We start from the raw sequence: 25,109 nt of genomic DNA, 5'->3' as shown, positions 1-25,109 counted from the left end.
TTAACCGCTCTGCTTGTCGATCTAGATTATCTTTGTTTTGGGCGCTGGAAACTCTTGCATAAATACAAGCTATCAAGTCAGGTTTCAAGTTGTCCTCAATCGCCTCCGAAGTTATGATAATCGTACCAGACGGCAATTGATGACCTGGCAAATTTCCTTGTTTCCACCACCTCCAGGCAGTTCGATAACTGATTCCTGCTTTTTTGGCATAGTCTGATAGTTTCATGTTTATATATTACCAAACATGACTATATCTGACTATATTGTTATTGAAACTTTACAATACCAAATCTCCGGTGTCTTCGCTTCGCTTGTCGGGCAGGCTTTTTACTTAGGCGTGACCACGAAATTTGGTTACTGAACCGACGCTCTAGCTACCCACGGCATACTCGATGATATCTGGGGATTAGGGAGTGCGATCGCACTAGCTCCTTCTAATAACGATAACGGCTTACTTACAGCTGATGAAATCCTCACCATGAATCTCAACGCCGAATTGGTTGTCCTCAGCGCCTGCAATACGGGTCAAGGTCGAATTACCGGGGATGGCGTCATTGGTTTATCCCGCTTCCTTATTTCGGCAGGTGTACCCAGTGTGATTGTATCCCTGTGGACAGTGCCAGATGCTCCTACAGTCTCCCTGATGCAGGAATTTTATCAAAATCTACAAAACAATCCTGACAAAGCCCAAGCGCTGCGACAAGCCATGCTGACGACCATGGCAAAACATCCTCATCCTAGAGACTGGGCAGCCTTTACACTGATTGGAGAAGCCGAATAACGCATTATTCTTGTCCCATGCTACCCGTTAACCAAGCCGAATCCATTATCTTAGATCTCGTCCAACCTTTAGACCCTGAGTTAGATAGCGAAATCATCGACCTATCCGCCGCCACAGGTCGCATTTTGGCGTCTCCTGTAACCAGCCAATTAGATTTTCCCCACTGGGATAATTCGGCGATGGATGGTTATGCAGTACGCTATGCGGATGTGCAGTCAGCGAGTGAACAGCAACCAATCAGTTTAAACATAGTTGAAGAGATTCCCGCTGGCTATCAACCACAAAAAACCATTGCACCCGGACAAGCGGCGCGTATCTTCACCGGTGCCTGTATGCCCCAGGGAGCAGATACAGTGGTAATGCAGGAACATACCCAGCGCCGGGATAACCAAGTTTTAATCTTACAAGTCCCCAAACCGCAAGGCTTTGTGCGTCATCAGGCATCTTTTTACCGGGCTGGAGACCCCCTCTTAGAATCAGGAATTCAACTAGGTGCGCCAGAAATTGCTGTCCTCGCCGCCGCCCAATGTACGGAACTCACCGTCTATCGCCGTCCCAAAGTTGCGATTCTCTCCACGGGGAATGAACTGGTTACGCCGTACCAACCCTTGCAACCGGGTCAAATTGTCGATTCCAACCAATACGCCTTAGCCGCTTGGGTGACTCTCTGTGGCGGAATCCCTCAGGTACAGGGGATTGTCCGTGATCAACCGGACGCCCTGAAGCAAGCCATTGCCCAAGCGATTCTAGCTGCCGATATGGTTCTGTCTACAGGTGGCGTCTCTGTGGGCGAGTATGACTATGTAGATGAAATCTTAGCCCAACTGAATGCGGAGATTCACATCCGTTCGGTTGCGGTTAAACCCGGTAAACCCTTAACCGTGGCGGCGTTTCCGCCTCCGAGTCAGGGGAATAAAAAAGGCTCATCGCATCCAGTCTTATATTTTGGTCTCCCCGGAAATCCAGTCTCGGCTTTAGTCAGTTGTTGGCGATTTGTGCAACCTGTGATGAAAAAGCTGTCTGGTTTACCAACGCAACAATGGAAGCCCAGATTTATCAACGCCATCTCCCGTAGCGAACTTAAATCCGATGGGCGTCGAGAATCCTATTTGTGGGGTCAGCTTCAATTAGTTGAGGGAAACTATGAATTCAATCTGGCGGGTGGGAGTCACAGTTCGGGGAATTTAATTAACTTAGCTCAAACCACAGGTCTGGCGGTTGTACCCGTGGGTCAAACTTTAATTTCAGCCGGAGAAACGGTGCAAGTTTTGTCGGTAGGCTAAGCTGTTCGACATTTAAACCTTAATATCAATAATGGCGTAATCCTTGTAGTGCGAGCATCTTGCTCGCTACTAATACCCAATTTAAATGTATGATAGCTGAGTTCCAGACGTAGCTTGCTACGTCTGGAACTCATCGGTCGGGGCGGGTTTAGTCGCATCTGTTGTGATGTCAGAAACGATAATCGTGAAACCCACCCCTACACAAGTGCTAATTTATTTGTTCCAACCGAGGGGCTGTTCAATTTCCAATTCATCAACTTTGGAAATCTGCTCACCCGGCTTGTTCACAATCTGCACGGTACTGGCTTGCAGTCCTTGTTCACCTTCCTCGGCAAAGAAGCGCACACCTGTACCGATACTTAAGCGGTCAAAGTCATCATGGAGGACACTATTGCGGTGGAAATAGACTTCCTGACCCTCCACGGTTTTGAGAAAGCCGTACCCTTCCTCGGGAAATAACTTGGTCACTATTGCTGTCATTTCCTGAGTCGGATGAGTTTTGACCTCATTCCGTTGCCGTTCGCTAAGTTCGATAAGCTGGCGACGTGCCGACTCAAAGGCGTTGCGTATTACGGTTTCTACGGGCTGGTACTGCGTTCCTTCTCCCGGATTTTCGACTACGGCAAGTTCGTGACCTGGTGGTACTGTCATATCGATTCGCACCCGATAGGGAGAACCGCTATTTGGTTGCTTATGTGCCTGTTCAATGGCAATGCGGCAACTATTAATGTGGTCGCAAACCTGCTCTAACTTACCAACTTTTTCCTGGACTAATGCATCCAGCGCGTCGGTTTTTTGTACATCCCGATAGGAAATTTCTAAGGGAAGTTGCATAAATTATCAGTCCTCAATTCAGCTATTGCTGCTATTTACAATTACGCACGGACTGCTTGGGGCCAAAGTTCTTTAATCTCGGCGGGTAGAATGCCGGTGATATCTTCGATTTCACCCGTGGAAACACGGTTAGACATAAGCTTGAAAACAGCGCGTGCGATCGCCTCAGCATCAATGTTCGGTTCAATGGTTTGGAAGTAATCGCTGATGTGGCTCAAGAATTGGTCTTTAGTGCGTTCCTTACTGGGGTTGGTTGCCGGTTTCCAGTCTTCGTAGTAAAACCCAGTCAGTAGGATGGGCAACTGAACAGCCAATTGAGCCGCTTCGTCTACCGTCAAGCGATCGCGCAAAGCGTGCAAGGTGACACGCAATCCCTGGAATGCTCTGTGTTTATCCTCCCAGCCCAATTCTTTGGCTACGTCATTGACCCAAGTGTTGCTCTTTTGAACGGTGGTGTCAAATGCTGGTAATCCTGTCATAGACATAACTATTATTATTCCTCCTTTTATTTATGTTATTTTCATCGGATGCCAGAGGTTTTTATTGCTGTGAACCTCTGTAACACCACTGTGATCAGATTAACAAAGTGATCGGGTTCAGGTTTTCTATCGAATTACGTAGATTTGTCCTAGAAATATCGGATGATTTTTATTAAAAAATTGTCGCTGCATTTGCCTCTTCCTTAAGATTGATTTAAGTTTAAGTAGGGGTTGCTGAATAAGAGTTGTGGTGAGGCGAGGGAACAGGCAACAGGAAACAGGGAACCCCCAGGATTTGATGCTTGTTCACATTTCGTAGTATCGCAATCCACCGACTACCCCCTGGTATCTGCTCTTTTGGTGGAGTCGGTTCCTCTTCCACTCTTGCCAAATCCTTCCGTGTTGGCGAAACAGCCAAACTATTGCTCTTGTGGGTTCCTGCTGGTATCCGTTCATCGGGAGAACCTGGATTGAGTGGGGGTTCGCCTACTTGGATGACGTTTTTTTGGGTTAATAATAAATCCTGTCCAGCTTGAGGGTAAAATGATAACATCAGGAAACGTTGATGAGGTTGAATGCCAATGACAGGCTGACTCAAAACCGTTCCCCAAAGAATTAGGTTTAATACTATGCCAGCCTGAGTATTCATAGATAATGTTCCTGACTCAACTCTAATCGCTTACGTTGAGTTCAGAATAGTTGGCAGAACTTTCCTTATGCCAACCGTATCCTCTAGAGGCTGGATGGTAGTGATTATCTCAAATAAACAGTTAGGGGAAGGTATCAGACTTAGGGGATTCCCCTAACTTTTTGAATATTCAACAGCCTTTGATGTAAACTCAAGGCTGAAAGCTCCAGTCGGCAAAAGCTGACTGAATAAGATAAAACATCCTTCAGCTACCCGATCAATCTGTGCGCGACACCATCACGGGTTCTTGATAAAGGGGTACAGTAAATGTCACAGTTGAACCTAAGTTTTCCCCCATGCTAAAGAAATGTACGACACCGCCCATGGTTTCCACTAGCTTTTGGGAAATGGCTAACCCTAACCCGGTTCCCCCGTAAGGACGATTGAGTCCACCATGCACCTGGCTAAAGGATTGGAAGAGTTTGTCCTGCTTATCCAAGGAAACCCCAATTCCTGTATCCGCAACCCGCACTTTCACATGTCCGGGAAATTCCTGTCCTTGGAAATGGACTTTCTTGCGAATGACTTCGGCGCTGATGGTAATTCCCCCTTCATCGGTAAATTTAATCGCATTCCCCACCAGATTTAGCATCACCTGGAGTAACCGTTGATAGTTCCCATACATAACAATGCCATCGTAGACGGCGGGAATTTCCAGGGTGAAGCTCAAGTTTTTATGATGAGCTTGCTGAGCGGTAAAATCATAGACCTTATTAAATAGATACTCTAACTCAACTGGACTAAACTCCAGCTCCATTTTTCCGGCTTCAATCTTGGCGATATCTAAGATATCGTTGATGATGTTGAGCAGATGTAAGGCGCTATTATGGGCTTCCTGGATAAACTCGCGCTGTTCTTCAGGATCATCCGCCATCCCTTCCAGAATCAGCTTGAGAAAGCCAATCATCCCATTTAGGGGCGTCCGCAATTCGTGAGACGTGCTAGCAAGAAATTCACTCTTGAGGCGAGACACTTCTTCGGCTTGTTCTCTGGCTAGTTCCAGTTCTTTATAGAGCGTACCATGAGCGATCGCGGTTCCCACTTGTTCGGCTAACTCCCGCACTAGCTCAATTTCCGCATCACTCCACGGACGGTGGCGATCGCACTGTTGTAAACTAATTAAGCCATTGGGTTCATCTTTATATGACGTGGAAACCACCAGCAGGGATTTTTCCTGAAACCGACTCGGGACGATTTGGTCAACTACAACGGGTTCGGAACTCCACATCGCTTGTTTCATTATCAGTTCCGACTCCAGTTCCAGCGTCATCCCCAACATTTCCTCTAATGAGTCTTGGCGATACTCCGCTTCCACCTTGACATCCGTATAGTCGGGTTTGTAGGAACAGATAATACAGCGACTGACTTGTAGAGCTTTGCCTAAACTGTCTACCGTTTGTTGCCAGATTGTATCTAAGTCTAACGTCCGGCGAATCCGGCGGGCAATTTGGGTCAGCAGTTTTTGATTCGGATCGACACTTAACGGTACCAGCGAATCGATCACTTTTTGCACCGAACCCTCAGGTAATAGATGACCTATCACCCAAACCTGAGTCGCCTGACCGTCTGCTTGTAAAATTGGGCTGATCACCAGTTCAAAGGGAAAAACGTGATCGCCATAGCAGAAGTCGTGGATACAGCGTTCTGGGGTGCGGTTGTCTAGAATCCGCTGGATTCGATCCCGATAAGCATCTAGAGCAATGGGATGAAAGGTTTCGTTGAGGGGAACCCCAATAACCTGTTCTTGAGTTAAATCATGCTGCTCGGCTTGTCGCCAATAAAAGGAGTGATACTGACCTGATGCATCTTGGCTACACATCAGCTCAACCTCTAACTCCTGCAAAAAGCTTGACTTGCCTTGTGCAGTAGTAGATTGCATAGTGGTATACCCGAATCGAGGATGGTGGAAATCAGCAGGAGCAATCATCTACAAGAAACCTGGAAACTACAAGCAGCGAAAGGATTAGCGCTCGCACCAAGACAGACATAAATGCAACCCCTTAACGCCCTGGAGCCTCAGGCGAAAGAATAAAGCGACGAACCTCTTGGCTCTCAATCGTTCCATTCGCCTCGTGGCGGTACTGGTGGATTTCGTCTCAAGGTGCGGGTTAGCTCATCATCGCGATCGCGCTCTCCTCTTAGCCATTGACGAATGGCTGTTTCTATCACCTTAGACGGATCATTGGTTAAGTGTTTGATTTGGTCTAACAGTTGAGCATCCATGAGGATGGAGATTTCTTCCTTGTCTGTTGAATGCTCTCGATGGACGGCATGATTATTCATTTTCAGCGTTTTGGTCTTCCCCTACACTACATTTTACGACAACTTGCTCTCTTGCCACCTGAGATTCGTGACGTACTTAGCCCAAAAAGGTTCTCTGGAGTTAGAGTATCAGGAGTATTGTCCCCTTTTTGGGAAGAAACATTAAAATACATTAAGAGCCATCCATTCCGTGTTGCCGATTTTTTTTGTCACCCGATAATTTTATGACTGATGTTCCTGTCTCTCGCATTCGCAATTTTTCCATCATTGCTCATATTGATCATGGTAAATCCACTTTAGCCGATCGCCTCCTGCAGACAACCGGTACGGTGAGCGATCGCCAGATGAAGGAACAGTTCCTGGACAACATGGAATTGGAACGGGAGCGCGGGATTACCATTAAACTGCAAGCCGCTCGCATGAACTATCAGGGGCGAGATGGTGAGCAATACGTTCTCAATTTGATTGACACCCCGGGTCATGTGGATTTCTCTTATGAAGTCTCGCGATCGCTTGTCGCTTGCGAGGGCGCATTGCTCGTGGTAGACGCCTCTCAGGGGGTTGAGGCTCAAACTCTGGCAAATGTTTATTTAGCCTTGGAGCATGACCTGGAAATCATTCCGGTTCTGAATAAGATTGACCTCCCAGGAGCAGAACCCGAACGAGTGATCTCAGAAATCGAAGAGGTCATTGGTCTCGATTGTAGCGGAGCCATCCTCGCATCGGCAAAGGAGGGTGTTGGTGTGGATGAGATTTTAGAATCCATCGTGCATTTGGTTCCTCCTCCCCAAGACACCATCGATCAGCCCCTGCGAGCCTTGATTTTTGATAGCTACTATGACCCCTACCGAGGCGTCATCGTCTATTTCCGGGTGATGGATGGTACGGTGAAAACCGGGGATAAAGTTCGCCTGATGGCATCCAAAAAAGAATATGAAATTGATGAACTGGGCGTACTATCACCAACACAAATCCAGGTTGAGCAACTCCACGCCGGAGAAGTGGGATATATAGCAGCGGCGATTAAAACCGTAGAAGATGCCCGTGTCGGCGATACAATTACCCTAGCGACTGAACCAGCGGAGAACCCCTTACCGGGTTATAAGGAAGCCAAACCCATGGTGTTCTGTGGCTTATTCCCCACCGACGCGGATCAGTACGAAGATTTACGCGAAGCTCTAAACCGTCTCAAACTCAATGATTCGGCTCTCAACTATGAACCGGAAACCTCCAGCGCCATGGGGTTTGGTTTCCGGTGTGGTTTCTTGGGCTTATTGCACATGGAAATTGTCCAGGAGCGATTAGAACGGGAGTATGATTTAGATTTAATTATTACCGCCCCGTCGGTGGTCTATCGAGTTACCAATATCGATGGGGAGGTGTTGGAAATCGACAACCCCAGCTTACTCCCTCCACCCCAGCAGCGGGAGAAAATTGAAGAACCTTATGTTCGCATCGAGATGATTACCCCAGAAACTTATGTGGGGACGCTGATGGAACTGTGCCAAACGCGGCGGGGTGAGTTTAAAGATATGCGGTATTTAACCCAAGGGCGAACCACCTTGGTGTATGAATTACCTTTGGCGGAAGTCGTGACTGACTTTTTTGACCAACTCAAGTCGCGATCGCGCGGTTATGCCAGTATGGAATATCAGCTTATCGGGTATCGAGAAAACACGCTCGTCCGTCTTGATGTGTTAATTAATGGTGATCCAGTCGATTCCCTGGCAATGATTGTTCACCGGGATAAAGCTTACAGTGTTGGTCGGGCGTTAGTCGAAAAACTCCGAGAATTGATTCCCCGTCACCAATTTAAAATTCCCCTGCAAGCCTCAATTGGGAGTCGGGTCATTGCTAGTGAGCATATTCCCGCACTGCGGAAAGACGTACTAGCTAAATGTTACGGCGGGGATATTAGCCGCAAGAAAAAATTGTTGCAGAAGCAGGCAAAAGGGAAAAAGCGGATGAAGTCTTTAGGTACAGTTGATGTGCCTCAGGAAGCATTTATGGCAGTCTTGCGCCTTGAACCCCAGTAGGGGAGATGGGGAAGCGATGTAGAGACGCGCCATGGCGCGTCTGGAAGCTGGGGGAGAAGCAATTAAATTAGAGCGTATCCGAGGAGTATTGAGGTCTATCTAAACAGTGATGATTTCCTTATTCCTTATCACCTTGCCATCTGCCATCTGCCTTTCTTCAGTCAAGGGCTGACAAAAGCAGAGAGCAAGGATTAAATTGGATGGTTGAGGGTGCATCAAGATGAAAATGCTCAAAACTCTACGCTATCCCGCACGTTTAAGCCAAACCCATGTCAATCAAATTTAAGCATCTAACCGCTTCAGGTCAATTCTTAAGTGCAGCTTTTTTAGTCATCATGCTGAATAGTTGCGCTCAGACTGCTTCAAATGAAATAGAGTCCTCTTCTGCTTTAAGCAATTCCACAGAAACCAGTCAAGATGTAGCCTCTAACACTGATGTTACCCCGCTTTGGTCAGATAGCTTTGCCGCAACGGATTGGCAGCAATCTTGGCAGTTTAAAAGTGAGAAACAATGGGGTTTAGAAAATAGTGAAGTGATTAAAGATGCCGACGGCAGATTTGCTCAAGTGCTGCGGGTAAACTATCCGGCGGGTTCAGCTAGCCCTACAGTTTCTCGAAAAAATGATGCCCCCTTAGGAGGTACGCAGTTTTATGCGGATTTAGGTTTACCCGCTAAAGACTCCCTGCGCTTGAGTTATTATGTTCGTTTTTCCGACGACTTTGACTTTGTGAAGGGGGGGAAATTGCCGGGACTGTACGGCGGTGACGGTGCTAGTGGCGGGACAACGCCTGATGGAACCGATGGATTTTCGACGCGCTTTATGTGGAGACGCAATGGCGATGGGGAACTGTATGCCTATCTACCCACCAGTGACGAATACGGCACATCAATTGGTCGGGGGAATTGGCAATTTATCCCTGGAACTTGGCATCATATTGAGCAAGAAGTTGTCCTTAATGAACCAGGTCAAGCCAATGGTCGGGTTAAAGTTTGGTTGGATGGCAATATGGTTTTAGATGAACAAGGATTGACATTTCGCACCGTTGAAGACCTGAAAATTGATGGTATATTTTTCTCCACCTTTTTTGGCGGTGGTGATCCGTCTTGGGCAACTCCGAAAGATGTGTATGTCGATTTTGCTGATTTCTCAGTTTCAGAGGTGAACGAATAGCACAAAAGGTAGGGTGGGCATTGCCCACCAGCCTCATCTGAGCGTGCTATTCACTCTAAGCTAAAACCCTCACCCCCAGCTATAAGTCCTTTTCGGCGTATTTTTTAACCAGGAAGGCGTGACATGTCGTCAAATGCAAAAAAGCGAAAGAAAAAAAACTTTGCTAGTTTTAATACCACAGAAGCTTACAAGCAATTAAGCATCACTGAATTATTACTCTGGAATATTGATAGCCAATCTGTTATACCCAGTCCCTTTTTCCAAGAACGCTGGGCTAGATTACAATGTTTTGACTTACAAAAGTATGAAGAATCTAAAAAAATAGTGATTGATGCAATTTGCGAAGAAGCTATACAACCCTATAAGAAGTTGAAAATATGGAAAGGGGCGGCTCTAGACTCTGATATAACCACAGGAAATGTTGATTACTTGATTGCTGAACGTAAGGCGTATATTGAAGCTCCTTATCTCTGTATTGTTGAAGCCAAAAAAGATGACTTTGAGCAAGGATTAGCTCAGTGTTTAGTAGAAATGCAAGCGTGTTCCTGGCAAAATCGCCAACGCGAGCAGGAGATTGATGTATTTGGAATCGTTACCAATGGAGATGGTTGGCGGTTTTATAAATTAACAACTGAAGGTGAGGTGTATGAAACATTACTCTATGGAATTGCTCATCTCGACGAGATTTTAGGTTTACTGCGCTATATTTTTCAGCGATGTGAACAACATTTGTCTTAAGGTAGGATGTTGGATTGTGTAAGCTGTCATGCATTTAAATTGGGTATTAGTAGCGAGCAAGATGCAAAGCCTGCGGCATGGCTTCGCTAAACGCACTACAAGGATTGCGCCATTATTGATATTAAGGTTTAAATGCCGAACAGCTTAGCAACTGCCACAACGGTTAGGACACTAGGCATGGCTCAAGACAATACATGGCATTGATCTTAATGTCCTAATGACCCTGGCGACTGCTATAATTCCGAAACTCCAGGATAAACTTTCTGATGGATTCTCATATTATTGAGAGCAACCCTAGCTGATTGAAAATGCTGCAATATCTCAGTTATCGGGAGTGCGATTATTTCCACAAAACTCTGCTTTCTGAAGGTGATGGAAAGTTACAGTAGTCATAACACTTCACTTACTTTATCTTCAGGTGTGATCGCGAAGTCAGGGCTGTATTACTTCTCGCCGCAGGAAGTCGGCAATGTACTGAGTTTTGTGTTGCATTTTTTCCCGGATTCTGGCATAAAAAATAAAGCGTTGAATCCGGATATTGATCGGGGTGGGTAAGTAACGGAAAAAAGAGGACTGACGATTGCCTTTGCCAAAAAGATGCTGGCAGACTTGGTTGGCTAGGGATAGGGCTACGGTGTCGGCTTTTATGTTGAGCCAAATGTCTTGGGGAATGGTTGTATCCAGGAGGTTGCTGGCTAACAAAAGTCCAAAATAGAGCATTCGTAAACTTCCCAATCTCCTGGCAGTTTCGATGAGAGTTTGCCAATTTAAGTTGGGATAAGTACGAATAACTTGAGCAATGTCACAAATGTAGCAGAGGGAACGGCTTCTGGACAGATGGTATTGAGATTGTGGTATAAGAGTGGCAGGAGTCCGTGGTGATATGCCGTGTCGATGAGAGATGTCCAGTCAATGTCTTCTTTGAGCAAGGTTCTGATTCTATCGGCAGTTGGAGAGTCTATCTGAGTTCTGACGCCAAGTTGGAGTAGTTCTAAATCGTTATCTTTTCTTCTTTGTTGAAAATGAATTCCTGTAAGAGCTTCATACTCGGCTAACGTGCGAGTTGTCCCCAAACCATAGACTTTAAACTTTTTAGAGGAAAATTCACTCCCTGTAATTTGTCTGAATCTTTGCTCAGACACTTGATTATGAGTCCACCAGTCTTGGTGATCTGCCCAGTGTACGGAGCGTTTGCCATTGCTATGGTAATAGTGCCAGCAGACGACACGATGAGGATGGAAAATATCCCAACCCCTTGTCCAGGCTCTAGCTGAAAAGAGGACTTCTTCTCCGAGAAAGTATATATTGGGGTCATAGGGGACTTCTTTAATGATCAAAGCATCTGAAAAAACAAATCCAGCAGCAATAAAAGCACCGGGCTGTGGGCTGGAATAGTTGCTCAAATCATCTGTAGCGACAAGACCGAGAATACCAGATTCATTAAATCTATTGGCTACTAATCGACTCGGTGTGTTTCCCAGTAAGTTTCTGGGCGGTTCGTAGGCGGGAGGATAGGCACTGAGAATAGCTTTATCACTAGGACATTGAGCAAGCATTTCAATAAGCTGGGTATCCCACCCTGTTGCCAAGCGCATGTGGGAGTCGATTTGTAGGGTATAACGTTCTCCCTGCCAGAGTTTTTGGGTTTTTGCCCGTGCCCAGCCTGCACCACGAGATTGGGTAGCTGGGATAGCTTTAATCCGACAGTTGTTAATTTGCCTCAGTAAATTAATCGAGTTTAACTCTTCCTCAGTTTGGTATTGCCAGCAAATACCGAAACTGAGGCGTTCAGGGTGGGTAGCTTGGGCGATCGCATCTTGGACTGTGGGGATGAGTTCGCGATCGCGATAGGCGGCGATTTGAATAAAAATGGTTTCCATGGTATTCAATTAAACAGAGACCTGCGAATCCAGCCATTAACGGTAAAGCGGCTATCAGCAAAGGATTGTGAGGGACAACGGACTGGCAGGACTTCGTGAAGGTAACGACTAGGGAAAACAATCAGACTGTTGTTTCGAGGTTCAATAATTTTAAATGAGTCGCCTTTCACATAAGAGTTATCCTCGGTTTTGGTGTCGTAGATGACTAATTCTCCGCCCGAAAAGGGCTTGGGTTTACGGTAAAAATAGTAAACGTAGGTGAGTTCTCGATTGGTGGTTTCCCAACTTCCATTGTCGTTGTGAATTTTGTAGTAATTTCCATCGTTATGGGCGGTCAATTGAGTTTCAACTTGAGATGGAATAAATGGCTCTAACTCTAATTCTCTGTGGAGATGGGGAATAATTGACAGAATTCGCTTGACCATTAATTCGGAAAACTCAGGCAATGAGTGAAGAATCATCGACTGACGATAATCTGGTTCATTGGTTGAGGTGGCGCTTGGGGTAAAAGCCGATTGTTGGTTTAAGGCATAGTTAAGCAAGCGGTTCCACTCTTCCGTTGGGAGAAAATCATCAATTTGCAGGTAATGATGTGCTGGGGAAATTGTGGTTTTGGATAATTTTAAGGGGATGAATGGTTCCGGGGATTTAATAAATCCGTTCTGTTTGGTTTTAGTGACGAGTGCTTTCTCGTAGTATTGTTTGATACGATTAACAAATTCTTCGGGTATTCGTCCTATCCATTTACTGGAAATTCTCCCATCTTCAATTAAGACAGCAGTGGGTAAGGCTTCCACCATGTAACCGAATAGCAGCTTATCCATGGAGACTACTGGGAAGCGTACCCGTTGTTCACTTTTAAATGTCTCGATTTCTTCCTGAGTGAGGGACATGATACCCGTGACTTGGGGTAAATCTTTCTGGGTGTTCATGATATTGAGTAAGGGTATCCATTTTTTGCAGTAGGGACAGTTTTTACTCAGGAACACGACAAAATGAGACCCTTGTTGTAAGTCATGGGTGCTATCTTTTAGCCAACGGCGTTTCCAGCGGTTTCCAGTTTTTAGGCGGGAGAAGTCTACTAAGGGTTTGTTTCTAGATAGCCATGCAAGGAGGCTAGTAAATGCCCATACAATTAATGTCAGTATCCATTGCCAGGTTTCTGTCTGATGATTGGTGATGAGACTGAGCCAAGCGGCGATCAGTAAAATGATATATCCTACATTCAAGAGCAAACTTTGCCGAGGAGTAATCAGTACGATTCCACCATAACAACCACAATCGTCGTCAGTGCGCCCTGTAGACGTTGACCAATAGTTTAATATTGATAAAGCTACTATCAAAATAATTGAGCCAGGAATTAGCCATTTAGGGAATTCATGCAAAATTAGAGCAACACCAAAAGCCGTCTCAAACCCGATAAAGGTAATTGACACTTGAGGGACAATCTTTGGTGGCATCAAATTATATTTATAATTATGATGGATAAATTTTTCTGAACTAAAAACCTTAGCTACTCCGGTCACAAAAAATACAGTACCGACAATGAAGGTGCTGAAATAAGCTATCATTTTTCTTTTCTAGATTTATGCGTTAACGCATCTTGCAAATGGCTTTCCGTTTTCGTCGATTCCACATTGCAATCTTTCAAATGGAAAACAACAGCTAGCACTTAGTTGGCGTCCGTTAACTGTACAAGTTTGGGTAATTATCATACCACCACGTTCTTCACATGTAGGAGTTGGGGTGGGGGTTGGTGTTGGGGTTGGTGTTGGTGTCGGAGTGGGAGTCGGTGATGGAGTCGGCGATGGTGTTGGTGATTGTGGTGTTGCCATTCCCGGCGCTGGTGCAACAATCGACTTAACTAGAGGAAACATTGAACCTACGGCAAATCCACCCACTAACGTCGCCGTCTTAATCATCTTCCGCCGTGAAACCCGTAACGCATCGGCTGGCTGAACCTCTGAACTTATAGGTTGCGATAGATACTCCTGAATCAGATAAAAACACTCCAATTCCTCCAACGTCAACCAAACCAATCCGCGCCAATCAACATCCTCATCTGCCGATACTTCTAAATCCTCTGATAACAGTTTGGCAATATCCTCAACAGTATTTTGACCATCACAGTAATGCCAAACCCTCGCCGCTATCGCATTCAAACAATGTGCCGTATCCCGTTCTTGGTCATAAGCAATAACTTCTTCACCGACTTGGGTAATCAGCAATTTGTTAGTTCTAGCTAACGGTATCATCCTCGTTTACTCCTAAAAATTCGGCTGGCAGCATCTTACCAGAAAATTTTGTGGCTGCGATCGCGCTCCCTAAATGTCAATCACCAAATTTTTGCCATCCGCAAGACAAATCCTGGTAGCACTGGCTCACCGCTGACTGTTTCAGGATTCTCCAAGATTTCCGGTTCTTGATTGGGGCGGTAGATATAAACATTTCTGTTTTTGCGGTCGATCAACAAGCCGAGTAATGTACCATTGTCAATATATTCCTGCATTTTGTCTTGCAATCCACTAAGGGTATCGCTCTGAGAACGTAACTCAATGACGAAATCTGGACAAATCGGTGCAAAAGAGGCTTTTTGTTCCTCACTTAAGGCATCCCAGCGCTCTAATTTAATCCATGAAGCATCAGGGGAGCGGGTTGCTCCATTGGGTAAGGTAAAGCCAGCGCTGGAGTCAAACACTTCACCCGTACCATCTTGTTCTGCCCAGTTCGCAACTTGTTGAGCAATTTTCATGTTGCGATTCCCTGTATCTGAAAAGGCTGGTGGCATAATAATCACTTCCCCACTGGCAGTACGCTCGATTCTCAAATCGCGATTGGCTAGACAGAATTCGTAGAATTGTTCAACACTAATCGATTTGAGAGCAGGAAAATTCACTGTCAGGGGGACATTTTGGGTTTGAATGAGCAGCGTCGTCATTATTTTTCCTCAGTTGCTTGCTTCCATCTCAAAACTTAAATATTAGCGCGATCGCATTTCTTTTCTTTTTTCTTCTGGGAGGTTCGCGGGTTTGATGGTTAAAGCGACAGGTGTAATATCTGAGGAATCCTCAATCCAATCATCCAATTGGTGCAACAACGCTACCGCCACTGCTGCAGCTTCCCCCCGCTTCCCGGCAATCCTGAAAGCATCGGAAACAACACTCGGTAAAATAGATAGGGCAAACTCAGGTCGAGTCCGAGCGACTATCGCATTATCCAATAGCGCCAACACTGCTTCTCCAGCAGAAATCTTTTGGGGACACCATACCACATTCGGCTGATATTGAACATGAGCCACCAACCCCACAGGTAAGGGTTCACTTCCCACCGTTCCCCCAAGTTCCTCGGCGGTACATTGCCGTTTTACCTCCTGTTCTCCCTCCCATTCCCGGATTGCCAAGCGCCGGGGATAAGGATGAACCCATCCCCGCAAGTCAAATACGGCATATTCGTCAGAATAATAAGTCGCACCAGCCTGTACCAACGCCGCCGTTAAGGTAGTTTTACCACTAAAACTGCGTCCCGGAATCACGATCGCTCGTCCTCGCCACCCCACCACCCCCGCATGGACAAACAATCTGTCCTGCACCAACATGCCAATCTGTAAGCGCAAATCGGTGTCTAAGGTATGCAGTATTGTTTCCAGTAAACTCGCTTCAGCCAGTATCTCGCGATCGCGCCAGAGTTGATAATTCGATTCATCACCAATCAGCGAGTACAGTTGATCTACATCGGGTGAGGCGGAAGGTTGCCAACCGGGGGGCAAATAATCAGGAAGGCATTCCAACACCTTTGCTTTATTGACGCGAATGCCAATACGCACCCCATAACTGATAAATGAGAATTCTGCCTCCCACTTGAGGCAATCCAATTCAAGTGAATCAGAGTTCTCTTCACTTGGTTGATTCAGACTCGCTAAGGTTAAACTTGGCATTGCAAGGTTTTCATCGGATAGAAGTCCATTGGATGCGATCAATCAAATGGATGCAATCAAAAGCAACGATGACCGAAAGGATTCAAAATATACAATTGCTAATTAGCTTACCGTTTTGAGCTACTTTGTCAAGTCAAAATCCCCAAAAATCATGTTAATCGCCAAAAAGATCAACAGCACAGATAGGAACTGGCTCAAAACTATAACTTTGTTAATCTCAAGCAACGTCTTTTTACTCGCCATCAATACCTAGTGAGTTAATATCAAGTGCCTTTTCTGAAGAACTATTCATTCTGTGTAGTTACCTCGAATAATACGAAAGTAATATTCTTTTTATTCCTTTTTCTTTATTGCTGTATCTGGCAACACATACTCGACAGTTACATCCTCAGTGTGACGCATAATTAAAGCACGATTGCTACTGTTTGCTAAATCAAGGTTTCTCAGCGATGATTTTACTGCATTTTCCAAAAGTATACTGCCAACATCAGATATATTTTCAGTTGAGTTGGGTGATTTTTTCCGAAGTGTAAACCCGCTCAAATGTATATCTTGAATGCGATTCTGATCAGACTCCGCTTTTTCGGTCAAAGGATATTCACGGGGGCGAATGACCAGAACGGCTTCTGTCTCTAGTTTACTAATATGCGCTTGTAAAATCGTTCGCCGCATCCCTTGCCCTTTAATAATCGTGTGACTGCGATTAATTTCAACGGGATAAAACAAGTCAATTTCACCAATGGGTAAATTAATCTGAACCGGGTCTTCACCAGACAATCGATTAATTAACGCCTGGAGGGATTTGGCATCATCTTGACCATCATTGGGAATAATTCCATGGTCAATCGCCTCAACAATTTGCGGTGGAACCGATTGACTCATTGCCCAGCTACTATTTGACCATAAACCTGCCATATCTTGTAAGGGACTGAGAAGGCTAGCAAACCAACATAAAATAATCACAAAACCAAATAACTGGGAGACATAAAGAAAACGAGACACACTCACTTTCACTAACCGTTCCCAACCCGATCCGGCGGCGGAGATACTTTGATTACCTCGGTTCGACCACTTTTGTTGGGCAAGGTTCATCTGAGTCCAGATTTTGATAATACAAGAACTCCACTGGGCGATTAAAAATACAGGTAAATGAATCGGTTTAAGCCGAGATTGTCGTCCCCAGAAAATGATGGTTAAAATGATTGGTCGAGTACAAAGAATCCAACAAAGAATGACTCCGGCGACTAACCAATACCCTTGAACTAAACAAATTGATAATGAACCCGGTGTGATCAGAGTCGTCCAGTAACTAATCCGTTGATCCAACAGACAGTACCACATAAACCATCCCGCCTTACCTGGACCCAATCCGATCGCGCGATCGCTGTTCCGCAGCATATTCCCATACCAACGGCGCATATTCTGGTAAGCGCGATCCATTAATGACCCAGAAATCGTCTCAATGGAATAGACAATCACATCGGGGATATACAACATATCGTAACCCCGGCGTAGTAGCCAATACCACGTCGTTTTATCGTCGCCAGAGAGGAATTTAAACCGTCCCCACAGCCAATCATCCAACGTATCTACTTCTAACTGATCCGCAAATGTGGGATGCAGCGCCGCCTCCGCCCGAAAGAGGGAAAAGCGTCCCGTCAAACACATGACTTTTTGCGACAGGGACACCGAACACATTTGATAATGACGCTGGGATAGGCGTAAATGGAACCATTCAGAAAACAGATACGAGCCCTCAACAATTGGTAATTCATCCGTTGTCAGCGCCCCCATTTTGGGAAATAGGCGGAAAAATGACAAGCAGCGACGTAAGGTTCCAGGTGTTAGTTCAGAATCGCCATCCATTAAACCAACAACGGCATTTTGGGGTAGATTTAAACGCGCTAATTCTCGTAATCCATCCGCCATGGCTTTGCGCTTCCCTTCCCCTGTCTGCACCATTTGGATCAGGCGAATACAACTGAGTTCCGGGTCAACAGATTTCAGTACTTTTAAGATGGCAGCATTTTCCTCATCACTGCTACTGGTAACTAGCAGTGTCAGGGGGTGAGAAAGGCTTTGGGCTTCTTGGGCGATTACCCGGAAAACTCGTTCCGTGATCCAGGGTTTTTCCTTATAGGTTGGGACTAATAAGCAAACAGGCGGTAACTTATCCAAGGGGATGCGATCGGCTTGTTTGCGCCATCGGGGAAAAACCCAGTGTAGGTAAATCCGGGAACGAATCACTTGCAGCGCCCACCATGACCATCGCCAAATACCGATCAGTCCCATACTAATTAAACCGGATATGCCTAATAGGTTTAATTGTTCCGGATTACGCAGCAGGTAGAAACCAATAAAACCGAAGGCGGAAAGACACAGCAGGGCTAACCAATTGAGATAGGACGAGATGTTTTGCCAACGAAATAGTCGAGTCATAGAGTTTTTGGATGTAGAGACGTGCCATTGCGCGTCTTTAATTATGTGTAGGGGCGGGTTTCACTACTATCATTTGTCACCTCACCTAGAGCGTCGGTCAAGTATTCCTAGAAACCGGGTTTCTCGTGAGGATGACAATGAAATATCAAGCTTTTACCCAAAGAAACCCGGTTTCTTGACTAGATGTAAACAATCAAGGGAATCCAGACAAAAAAAATTGAGATATAAATCCCAATTCAACGATTACCAAAAAGTTTCTTAGGAAACGTCAGCCTCGCCGCTTGTCCCAATCCGCAAAACTGTTGGGAATTCTCATGTTGCGGCGGCGGTGGAATCCGTACTGTAATCCGCGTCAACGGTTGTCCCACTAATTTAGGTGGAATCGCAGGCTGTAGGGCTTGAACCTGGGTCAACTTATTAAGCTGTTGCATATTACTAATTGGCTGAATCAGGTCAATTTCACCCTTGACGGTTTGGGCATAACCTGCTAATCCGACAGTCACAGGTTTATCGGTATTAATTGAACTGGCTTGTTCAGCACTAACCACGGTTTCTACCCACAGATTATTGCAATCAAGCAACGTAACAATTGGTTCTAACTGATTAACCTGTTCGCCTTGTTCTCGTTCCGCTGTGTAGACAACACCCGCAAAGGGGGCTGACACATTTTGTACTTTCCGTTCGCTTTGCAGTTGTTTGAGATCATTAACCAGAGAAGGGGCGTTTTTTTGTAGAGACTGGCTGTTATTTAGCTGCTGCTTGAGTTTAGCCAATTGCGCTTCCATCGTATTCACCACAACAGATTGCTGTTGAATCGTCTGCTGCAAACTAATCCGTTGATCGGACAGAACCCCGCCCATAATATTATTGCGATTACTGCGAGCAATACCTGTTTGGGCAGCATTGACCGCCTTTTGCGTCGCATCCAGGACAGATTGGGCTTGCTTGACTTCGGCTTGTGCCGATTGCCAGACTAAGCGCAACTGATCCGTTTCCTGTGCGGATACACCCCCTGCTTCTAATAGAGTTTGATACCGTTGATAATCTAATCGGGCAGCTTCGGCTTTTGCCTGTGCCGCTTGAACCACAGCTTGCTGTTCCTTAATCGAATCTAACCCCAATTCTACATCCACTTGTCGCACGGCTTGGTCTCGACGTTCAAGCTGCTGTAACTGCGTTTTCAGCAATGCTAGGGACTGTTTCGCCGATGCTAGCTGAGTTGCATTAACCTGAATCTGTCCTTGTAATTCGAGACTTTCAAGCTGATTGCGGATTTGTTCTTGTTCTTGGGCGCGTTCTAGGCGGAGTAGGGCTTCTTGTTCTTGGGGACTGGGTTCTTTGCTAATCCGGGCGAGAAGTTGTCCTGATTTAACAACCACTCCTGGCTGGGCGTAAAATGCTTGAATATTACCCGTGGTTGGCGCTTGTAGCCGCACAATTCGCCCGTTAATCGTGCTACCGTCTACAACTAAGTGGCTGAGGCGATAACCAATGGAGGCAATCCCCACACCGACTGCACCTAATCCCAGCAGAACAAACCCCGTTCCCACCAGGAAGCGCCAAGATTGAGTAGGTTTTTGGACTTCAGCCGTGGGTGAATCCTGTTCCTCCTCTGGGCGAACCAGTTCCGTCCAATCGGGTGCTGGACTAGGGGTTTTAAGATGGTGTCCTTGGACTAAGTTAATCCCAACCTCTTCCACCAGGGATAGGGTAACCGCATCGCTGACAAATTTAGCCGCTACCTGACTCAGCGCCTGAATGCCTTCGAGAATGGCTTTGGTTAAGACGCGACTACTCGGTTCCGTTTTTAGGCGTTGGATCAGTTGACCATCCACTTTAACCAAATCAACCGCCAGTTGTTGGCATTGGAACAGCGTTAATTCGCGACTGGCAAAGTTATCCAGAATGATTGCACAACCGAGACTTTTGAGTTCGCGGACAAATGCCCGAATTGTGGGAAAATCTTTGGCGATGGTTGATTCGGTTAGCTCAAAACTCAGTTGCTTCGGGTCAACCCCTGACTGATCCAGGAGGGTTTCGATATATTCGATTAGTTCAAAGTTATTTAATCCCTCTCCCGAAAGATTAATCGACAGGCATCGATCCGGCTGTTCGGCTAAGAGTTCTATTGCCTTGCGAATGACGGCGCGATCAGCCTTTTGCAGTTGTCCTTTATCCGACAACGTGGGTAAGAATTCCTGGGGTAAGTGCAGATTTCCGGCTTCGTCTCGCCAACGCAGAAGTATTTCATTGTGTAATACAGCACCCGTCGCTGTTTGATAAACGGGCTGAAACCACAGTTCTAATTTCCCGGTACTGAACGTATCCATTTGAGCGAGGACAGACTCTGGCGAGTGTAAGGTCTCTAGCAGCATAAATTAAGTTCAAGCAGGTAGATACAAATCAAGCACCGAATTAATATCTCTGGCGGAAAAATTGCCAGAGGATTGCTCAGGGGAACCTCCCAGCAACGTTGTGCCAGGTTATAGCCTCACTTCGATCCGTGAGGATCGAGCGACAACCTTTGAGCCAAAATAAATTGGGCAGTTTTGTCTGTGAATCAGGTAAAACTCTTGAGGTATGGCACGTCAACGCTCAAATCATGCACCCTAAACCGCGTTCGTTTGCCCAAGATCTAGTTGTGTTAAGAAAGTTCAACCAATATCATAACCACAGGCAAGAGCGATTGTCAGGGGTTGGGCGTTGAATTTGTCTCAATTTCACGTCCTGAAAGGAATTAAGCGATTTTAACCATGGCGAAGACTTGCCAGTCTGGGTTTCAATGTAACATGGTAGAGCTTGAGACTTTACCGCACTAAGCTTACGCGATCGCTCTATTCGGAAAAACCTATGAGAATTCTAGTTACAGGTGGTGCTGGTTTTATTGGTTCCCATCTTGTTGATCGGTTAATGGAAGCAGGTCATGAAGTTCTCTGTCTGGATAACTTCTATACTGGCACGAAGCGAAATATCGTTAAATGGCTGAATCATCCTTACTTTGAACTGATCCGTCACGATATTACGGAACCGATTCGGTTAGAGGTTGACCAAATTTACCATCTGGCTTGTCCGGCTTCGCCAGTACACTATCAATACAATCCTGTCAAGACGATTAAAACAAATGTCATTGGTACCCTCTATATGTTGGGGTTAGCCAAGCGGATAGGGGCAAGATTTTTATTAGCTTCAACTTCAGAAGTGTATGGTGATCCGGAAGTCCATCCTCAACCCGAAGAATATCGAGGAAATGTTAATCCAATTGGACCGCGCAGTTGTTATGACGCTGAAACTGAAATTTTAACGGAACATGGCTGGGTTCCTTTTCCCCAATTACAGCCAGGGGTGCGAGTGGCGACTCTTAATCCCGATAATCAAGTCGAGTATCACGTCCCAGATGAGTATATTGTGCAGCCTTACGTGGGCAATTTGCTCCGGTTTGCCAATGCTAAATTCGATCTGTGTGTAACACCCAATCATTGGATGTATGTACGCAGTAAAACCGGAAAATTGCAATTTTTGCGTGCAGATGAAGACCGACATTGGCATTCTTGGCGTGTCCCTACCGGGGGTGAATTTCAGGGAGAAGAACCCGAATGGTTTGAACTGGGAACTGCACCGAAAAATGCTAAGGTGAGCGTTGAGCGAATTCGGATGGATGATTGGTTAGAATTCCTCGGTTACTACATTTCTGAAGGCTGCGTTCATGTCCGACGACGAGGGCGGGTTGTCGGTGGACGTGACTATGATGTGGCTGACTATAACATCCTGATTGCCCAAGAAAATCCAGAGGGTCGAGCTAAAATCACCCACTGTTTAACCAACCTTGGGTTTAAATTTTTCTCATCGGATGACCACCAATTTCGGATTTGTAGTAAACAACTGGCAGAAATTTTACTCCCTCTGGGTAAATCGGGTGAGAAATATATTCCGCGCCAGTTTTTATCGTTATCCAAGCGTCAGTCGCTGATTTTGTTTAAGGCGCTAATGATGGGAGATGGTTCCCAGCGCGGAGATGGCTATGTTTATTACACCAAATCCAAACAACTGGCTGATGATGTCCAAGAATTAGCCATGCGTTGCGGCTATGCGGCGTCTGTTGTGTCTCATGCGGTGGGTCGTGATTTATATCGGGTGAATATTCGACCAGCGAAAGACGCTCATTTAGTCACCCCAGAACCATTTCGATATGCTGGCAATGTTTACTGCGTTAATGTGCAGAATCATGTGGTGTGTGTGCGTCGCCATGGACGAGTTGCGTTTTGCGGCAACTGTTACGACGAAGGGAAGCGAGTAGCGGAAACACTGGCGTTTGATTACCATCTGCAAAATGGTGTAGAAATTCGGGTAGCTCGCATTTTTAATACCTACGGATCTCGAATGCTGGAAAATGATGGGCGTGTGGTGAGTAATTTTGTGGTGCAAGCGCTCAAGGGTGAACCCCTAACGGTGTATGGCAAGGGTTCACAAACTCGCAGTTTCTGTTATGTGTCGGATTTAGTTGAAGGATTAATTCGGTTGATGAATAATGAGCATACCGGACCGATTAATCTGGGGAATCCGGATGAGTATACGATTTTACAACTGGCGCAAGCGGTGCAAAATATGGTGAATCCGGATGCAGAAATTATCTTTAAGGACTTACCGAAAGATGACCCGCAACGTCGCCGCCCAGATATTACGAAAGCGAAGACGTTACTGGGTTGGCAACCGACGATCCCTTTACAGGAGGGGTTAAAAACGACAATAGCAGATTTCCGCGATCGCTTAACCGAAGAAGGGTATTCCCTGGTTTCCCGTTAAGCGACTACAGTATTAACTCAAGGGGACTTACTAGCACACGAATCAATCCGCTAGATAGCCCTGAGTCCTACCATCTACCAGAGAGGATCAGCTCATGCGCGTTTGTGTTATTGGTACTGGATATGTTGGCTTAGTAACCGGGGTGTGCTTAGCCCATATCGGACACCATGTTATCTGTGTGGATAACAATGAGGAAAAAGTCAAGTTAATGAAATCTGGACAGTCGCCCATCTATGAACCGGGATTATCTGAACTGATGCAGGCTTGCAGTAAAGCGGGCAGTTTGGAGTTTACCTCAGATTTGGCGAAGGGTGTCGCTCATGGCGAGATTTTGTTTATTGCAGTGGGAACGCCAGCATTACCCAATGGTGAAAGTGATACTCGCTATGTGGAAGCCGTCGCCCGTGGGATTGGCAATCACCTGAATGGCGGCTATAAGGTGATTGTGAATAAGTCAACGGTGCCAATTGGTTCTGGGGATTGGGTACGCATGATTGTCATGGATGGTGTGGCTGATCACCAGAAGTCCTCTGGAGGTACGACGACAGACACAAGCGTTGAGTTTGATGTGGTGAGTAATCCAGAGTTTTTGCGGGAAGGATCAGCGATTTATGATACCTTTAACCCCGATCGCATCGTGTTGGGGAGTAATAGCGATCGCGCTATTTCTATGATGCAGGAACTCTATGCGCCGATTGTCAAGCGTGAACCCGCTGAAGATAAATCCCTACCCCCGGTTCCGGTGGTGGTGACGGATTTGAGTTCAGCCGAGATGGTCAAATATGCCTCCAATTCCTTTTTAGCCACCAAAATTAGCTTCATTAACGAAATCGCCAATATCTGCGATCGCGTGGGCGCGGATGTGACTCAAGTCGCCCAAGGGATTGGTTTAGATACTCGCATTGGTGGTAAATTTCTGCAAGCCGGGATTGGTTGGGGCGGTTCCTGCTTTCCTAAGGATGTCTCCGCCTTGATTCATACGGCGGATGATTATGGGTTCGATGCTCAACTGTTGAAAGCGGCGGTGAGTGTCAATCAACGTCAGCGCTTAATTGCGGTGGAAAAACTCCAGCAAGAACTTAAAATCCTTAAAGGTAAAACGGTGGGACTTCTGGGATTAACCTTTAAGCCGGATACGGATGATATGCGCGATGCTCCCGCATTGATTCTGATTGAAAATCTCAACCGATTGGGTGCAAAAGTTAAAGCTTATGATCCGATTATTTCATCTAGTGGGATGAGTCACGGTATATCTGGTGTGCAGGTAGAAGGTGATCCGGATCGCTTGGCAGATGGCTGTGACGCCTTAGTATTAGTCACCGACTGGGAACAATTCCAGAGTCTGGATTATGGCAAGATGGCGAAGCTGATGCATAATCCCGTCTTAATTGATGGTCGTAATTTCCTTGATCCTAAAGTGCTAGAAGGTGCGGGGTTCCGCTATGTCGGAGTTGGGCGTTAATTTTTCTAAGTGTTGATTGATAGGGGTGGGTTTGGTTGTTTCCCTTCGCGTGACATCCTCCAGCACTCTAATCGCAGATTAGAGTGCTGGGTTATAAGTAGGTGGACATAATTAGGAGCTGCTGAATAAGTATTGTGGTGGGGGTAGGGAGCAGGGGAAGCAGGGGAAGCAGAGGGAGCGGGGGAAGCAATGATACATTTTCCCTGATAATGGTGCAAAGGTATGAAAGGGTTTTATCCTTTTTCTTTGAAGATGAGCCAATGTTCATGCTACTCAAAGCTTTGGTAGCCAAGGGTTTCGGTCTTGTGCAGCAAGCCCTAA

The 25,109-nt window shown here is 46.0% G+C and carries 19 protein-coding genes and 5 pseudogenes; 9 read left to right on the top strand and 15 right to left on the bottom strand.

What is annotated here, in order from left to right; genetic code table 11:
- On the bottom strand, window positions 1–226 hold a 226-nt coding region (locus RID53_RS31995), incomplete at its 3' end, for an IS607 family transposase (protein ID WP_446391936.1).
- Window positions 227–370: 144 nt separating this feature from the next.
- Here RID53_RS31995 and RID53_RS31990 point away from each other — a divergent pair.
- Both RID53_RS31990 and RID53_RS31985 read left to right on the top strand, forming a co-directional pair.
- Window positions 371–781, top strand: a pseudogene (locus RID53_RS31990) (CHAT domain-containing protein); the annotation flags it as partial.
- 17 nt (window positions 782–798) lie between these two features.
- Window positions 799–2,064 carry a molybdopterin molybdotransferase MoeA gene (locus RID53_RS31985; protein WP_446391935.1) on the top strand — a complete coding sequence of 422 codons (1,266 nt, stop codon included), beginning with the start codon at window positions 799–801 and terminating at the stop codon, window positions 2,062–2,064.
- 213 nt (window positions 2,065–2,277) lie between these two features.
- On the opposite strand, the gene RID53_RS31980 is transcribed toward RID53_RS31985, so the two are convergent.
- The 5 genes from RID53_RS31980 to RID53_RS31960 form a co-directional block, all read right to left on the bottom strand.
- Window positions 2,278–2,898: an HPF/RaiA family ribosome-associated protein gene (locus tag RID53_RS31980; protein WP_446391934.1), complete on the bottom strand. Its 621-nt coding sequence runs from the start codon at window positions 2,896–2,898 to the stop codon at window positions 2,278–2,280.
- A gap of 41 nt (window positions 2,899–2,939) precedes the next feature.
- Window positions 2,940–3,383 carry a DUF2267 domain-containing protein gene (locus RID53_RS31975; protein WP_446391933.1) on the bottom strand — a complete coding sequence of 148 codons (444 nt, stop codon included), beginning with the start codon at window positions 3,381–3,383 and terminating at the stop codon, window positions 2,940–2,942.
- Between the two features lie 214 nt (window positions 3,384–3,597).
- On the bottom strand, window positions 3,598–4,026 hold the full coding sequence (locus RID53_RS31970) for a hypothetical protein (protein ID WP_446391932.1): 429 nt from the start codon (window positions 4,024–4,026) through the stop codon (window positions 3,598–3,600).
- Between the two features lie 256 nt (window positions 4,027–4,282).
- Window positions 4,283–5,992, bottom strand: coding sequence for a GAF domain-containing sensor histidine kinase (locus RID53_RS31965; RefSeq protein ID WP_446391931.1), 1,710 nt, complete (start codon window positions 5,990–5,992; stop codon window positions 4,283–4,285).
- Between the two features lie 125 nt (window positions 5,993–6,117).
- A complete protein-coding gene (locus RID53_RS31960) occupies window positions 6,118–6,348 on the bottom strand; it encodes a hypothetical protein (protein ID WP_446375385.1) in 231 nt (76 codons plus the stop codon).
- A 203-nt stretch (window positions 6,349–6,551) separates the two neighbouring features.
- Here RID53_RS31960 and lepA point away from each other — a divergent pair, with 203 nt between their 5' ends.
- The 3 genes from lepA to RID53_RS31945 all read left to right on the top strand — a co-directional run bounded on the left by lepA (window position 6,552) and on the right by RID53_RS31945 (window position 10,273).
- Window positions 6,552–8,363, top strand: coding sequence for a translation elongation factor 4 (gene lepA, locus RID53_RS31955; protein ID WP_446391930.1), 1,812 nt, complete (start codon window positions 6,552–6,554; stop codon window positions 8,361–8,363).
- A 269-nt stretch (window positions 8,364–8,632) separates the two neighbouring features.
- Complete coding sequence (locus RID53_RS31950) at window positions 8,633–9,535, top strand: polysaccharide lyase (protein WP_446391929.1); 903 nt, start codon at window positions 8,633–8,635, stop codon at window positions 9,533–9,535.
- 123 nt (window positions 9,536–9,658) lie between these two features.
- A complete protein-coding gene (locus RID53_RS31945) occupies window positions 9,659–10,273 on the top strand; it encodes a hypothetical protein (protein ID WP_446391928.1) in 615 nt (204 codons plus the stop codon).
- 432 nt (window positions 10,274–10,705) lie between these two features.
- On the opposite strand, the gene RID53_RS31940 is transcribed toward RID53_RS31945, so the two are convergent.
- The 9 genes and pseudogenes from RID53_RS31940 to RID53_RS31900 all read right to left on the bottom strand — a co-directional run bounded on the left by RID53_RS31940 (window position 10,706) and on the right by RID53_RS31900 (window position 20,901).
- Window positions 10,706–10,993: a hypothetical protein gene (locus tag RID53_RS31940; protein WP_446391927.1), complete on the bottom strand. Its 288-nt coding sequence runs from the start codon at window positions 10,991–10,993 to the stop codon at window positions 10,706–10,708.
- Window positions 10,994–11,014: 21 nt separating this feature from the next.
- A pseudogene (locus RID53_RS31935) lies at window positions 11,015–11,062 on the bottom strand (hypothetical protein); the annotation flags it as partial.
- On the bottom strand, window positions 11,041–12,153 hold the full coding sequence (locus RID53_RS31930) for a GlcNAc-transferase family protein (RefSeq protein WP_446391926.1): 1,113 nt from the start codon (window positions 12,151–12,153) through the stop codon (window positions 11,041–11,043). The pseudogene RID53_RS31935 and the gene RID53_RS31930, both read right to left, overlap by 22 nt.
- A gap of 5 nt (window positions 12,154–12,158) precedes the next feature.
- Complete coding sequence (locus RID53_RS31925; protein ID WP_446391925.1) at window positions 12,159–13,724, bottom strand: 2OG-Fe(II) oxygenase; 1,566 nt, start codon at window positions 13,722–13,724, stop codon at window positions 12,159–12,161.
- A gap of 15 nt (window positions 13,725–13,739) precedes the next feature.
- On the bottom strand, window positions 13,740–14,408 hold the full coding sequence (locus RID53_RS31920; protein ID WP_446391924.1) for a PqqD family protein: 669 nt from the start codon (window positions 14,406–14,408) through the stop codon (window positions 13,740–13,742).
- A gap of 80 nt (window positions 14,409–14,488) precedes the next feature.
- The gene (locus RID53_RS31915) at window positions 14,489–15,091 is read right to left on the bottom strand and encodes a Uma2 family endonuclease (protein ID WP_446391923.1); all 603 of its coding nucleotides are present in this window, start codon (window positions 15,089–15,091) and stop codon (window positions 14,489–14,491) included.
- A 42-nt stretch (window positions 15,092–15,133) separates the two neighbouring features.
- Window positions 15,134–16,087, bottom strand: a complete 954-nt coding sequence (locus tag RID53_RS31910) for a hypothetical protein (RefSeq protein ID WP_446391922.1) — start codon at window positions 16,085–16,087, stop codon at window positions 15,134–15,136.
- A 333-nt stretch (window positions 16,088–16,420) separates the two neighbouring features.
- Complete coding sequence (locus RID53_RS31905; protein ID WP_446391921.1) at window positions 16,421–18,526, bottom strand: glycosyltransferase; 2,106 nt, start codon at window positions 18,524–18,526, stop codon at window positions 16,421–16,423.
- 236 nt (window positions 18,527–18,762) lie between these two features.
- Complete coding sequence (locus tag RID53_RS31900; RefSeq protein WP_446391920.1) at window positions 18,763–20,901, bottom strand: EAL domain-containing protein; 2,139 nt, start codon at window positions 20,899–20,901, stop codon at window positions 18,763–18,765.
- 475 nt (window positions 20,902–21,376) lie between these two features.
- Between RID53_RS31900 and RID53_RS31895 the strand changes: the two are divergent.
- The 4 genes and pseudogenes from RID53_RS31895 to RID53_RS31880 all read left to right on the top strand — a co-directional run.
- Window positions 21,377–21,812 (top strand): annotated as a pseudogene (locus RID53_RS31895) (GDP-mannose 4,6-dehydratase); the annotation flags it as partial.
- 194 nt (window positions 21,813–22,006) lie between these two features.
- Window positions 22,007–22,672: pseudogene (locus tag RID53_RS31890) on the top strand (LAGLIDADG family homing endonuclease); the annotation flags it as partial.
- 18 nt (window positions 22,673–22,690) lie between these two features.
- Window positions 22,691–23,326 (top strand): annotated as a pseudogene (locus RID53_RS31885) (GDP-mannose 4,6-dehydratase); the annotation flags it as partial.
- Window positions 23,327–23,420: 94 nt separating this feature from the next.
- On the top strand, window positions 23,421–24,788 hold the full coding sequence (locus RID53_RS31880; RefSeq protein WP_446391919.1) for a UDP-glucose dehydrogenase family protein: 1,368 nt from the start codon (window positions 23,421–23,423) through the stop codon (window positions 24,786–24,788).
- The last annotated feature ends 321 nt before the right edge of the window (window positions 24,789–25,109 follow it).

The organism is Coleofasciculus sp. B1-GNL1-01 (assembly GCF_040220235.1).
Lineage (GTDB): Bacteria > Cyanobacteriota > Cyanobacteriia > Cyanobacteriales > Coleofasciculaceae > Coleofasciculus.
Note: the sequence above shows the minus strand (reverse complement) of the source record. Positions and strands in the feature narration are given on the sequence as shown.

Excerpts from the sequence above, each read along its gene's own strand:
- RID53_RS31910 (WP_446391922.1), bottom strand. The coding sequence starts at position 16,087 with ATGCCAAGTTTAACCTTAGCGAGTCTGAATCAACCAAGTGAAGAGAAC.
- RID53_RS31985 (WP_446391935.1), top strand. The coding sequence starts at position 799 with ATGCTACCCGTTAACCAAGCCGAATCCATTATCTTAGATCTCGTCCAA.
- RID53_RS31915 (WP_446391923.1), bottom strand. The coding sequence starts at position 15,091 with ATGACGACGCTGCTCATTCAAACCCAAAATGTCCCCCTGACAGTGAAT.
- RID53_RS31980 (WP_446391934.1), bottom strand. The coding sequence starts at position 2,898 with ATGCAACTTCCCTTAGAAATTTCCTATCGGGATGTACAAAAAACCGAC.
- RID53_RS31940 (WP_446391927.1), bottom strand. The coding sequence starts at position 10,993 with ATGCTCTATTTTGGACTTTTGTTAGCCAGCAACCTCCTGGATACAACC.
- RID53_RS31975 (WP_446391933.1), bottom strand. The coding sequence starts at position 3,383 with ATGTCTATGACAGGATTACCAGCATTTGACACCACCGTTCAAAAGAGC.
- RID53_RS31880 (WP_446391919.1), top strand. The coding sequence starts at position 23,421 with ATGCGCGTTTGTGTTATTGGTACTGGATATGTTGGCTTAGTAACCGGG.
- RID53_RS31920 (WP_446391924.1), bottom strand. The coding sequence starts at position 14,408 with ATGATACCGTTAGCTAGAACTAACAAATTGCTGATTACCCAAGTCGGT.
- RID53_RS31925 (WP_446391925.1), bottom strand. The coding sequence starts at position 13,724 with ATGATAGCTTATTTCAGCACCTTCATTGTCGGTACTGTATTTTTTGTG.
- RID53_RS31950 (WP_446391929.1), top strand. The coding sequence starts at position 8,633 with ATGTCAATCAAATTTAAGCATCTAACCGCTTCAGGTCAATTCTTAAGT.
- RID53_RS31930 (WP_446391926.1), bottom strand. The coding sequence starts at position 12,153 with ATGGAAACCATTTTTATTCAAATCGCCGCCTATCGCGATCGCGAACTC.
- lepA (WP_446391930.1), top strand. The coding sequence starts at position 6,552 with ATGACTGATGTTCCTGTCTCTCGCATTCGCAATTTTTCCATCATTGCT.
- RID53_RS31960 (WP_446375385.1), bottom strand. The coding sequence starts at position 6,348 with ATGAATAATCATGCCGTCCATCGAGAGCATTCAACAGACAAGGAAGAA.
- RID53_RS31970 (WP_446391932.1), bottom strand. The coding sequence starts at position 4,026 with ATGAATACTCAGGCTGGCATAGTATTAAACCTAATTCTTTGGGGAACG.
- RID53_RS31900 (WP_446391920.1), bottom strand. The coding sequence starts at position 20,901 with ATGCTGCTAGAGACCTTACACTCGCCAGAGTCTGTCCTCGCTCAAATG.
- RID53_RS31945 (WP_446391928.1), top strand. The coding sequence starts at position 9,659 with ATGTCGTCAAATGCAAAAAAGCGAAAGAAAAAAAACTTTGCTAGTTTT.
- RID53_RS31905 (WP_446391921.1), bottom strand. The coding sequence starts at position 18,526 with ATGACTCGACTATTTCGTTGGCAAAACATCTCGTCCTATCTCAATTGG.
- RID53_RS31965 (WP_446391931.1), bottom strand. The coding sequence starts at position 5,992 with ATGATTGCTCCTGCTGATTTCCACCATCCTCGATTCGGGTATACCACT.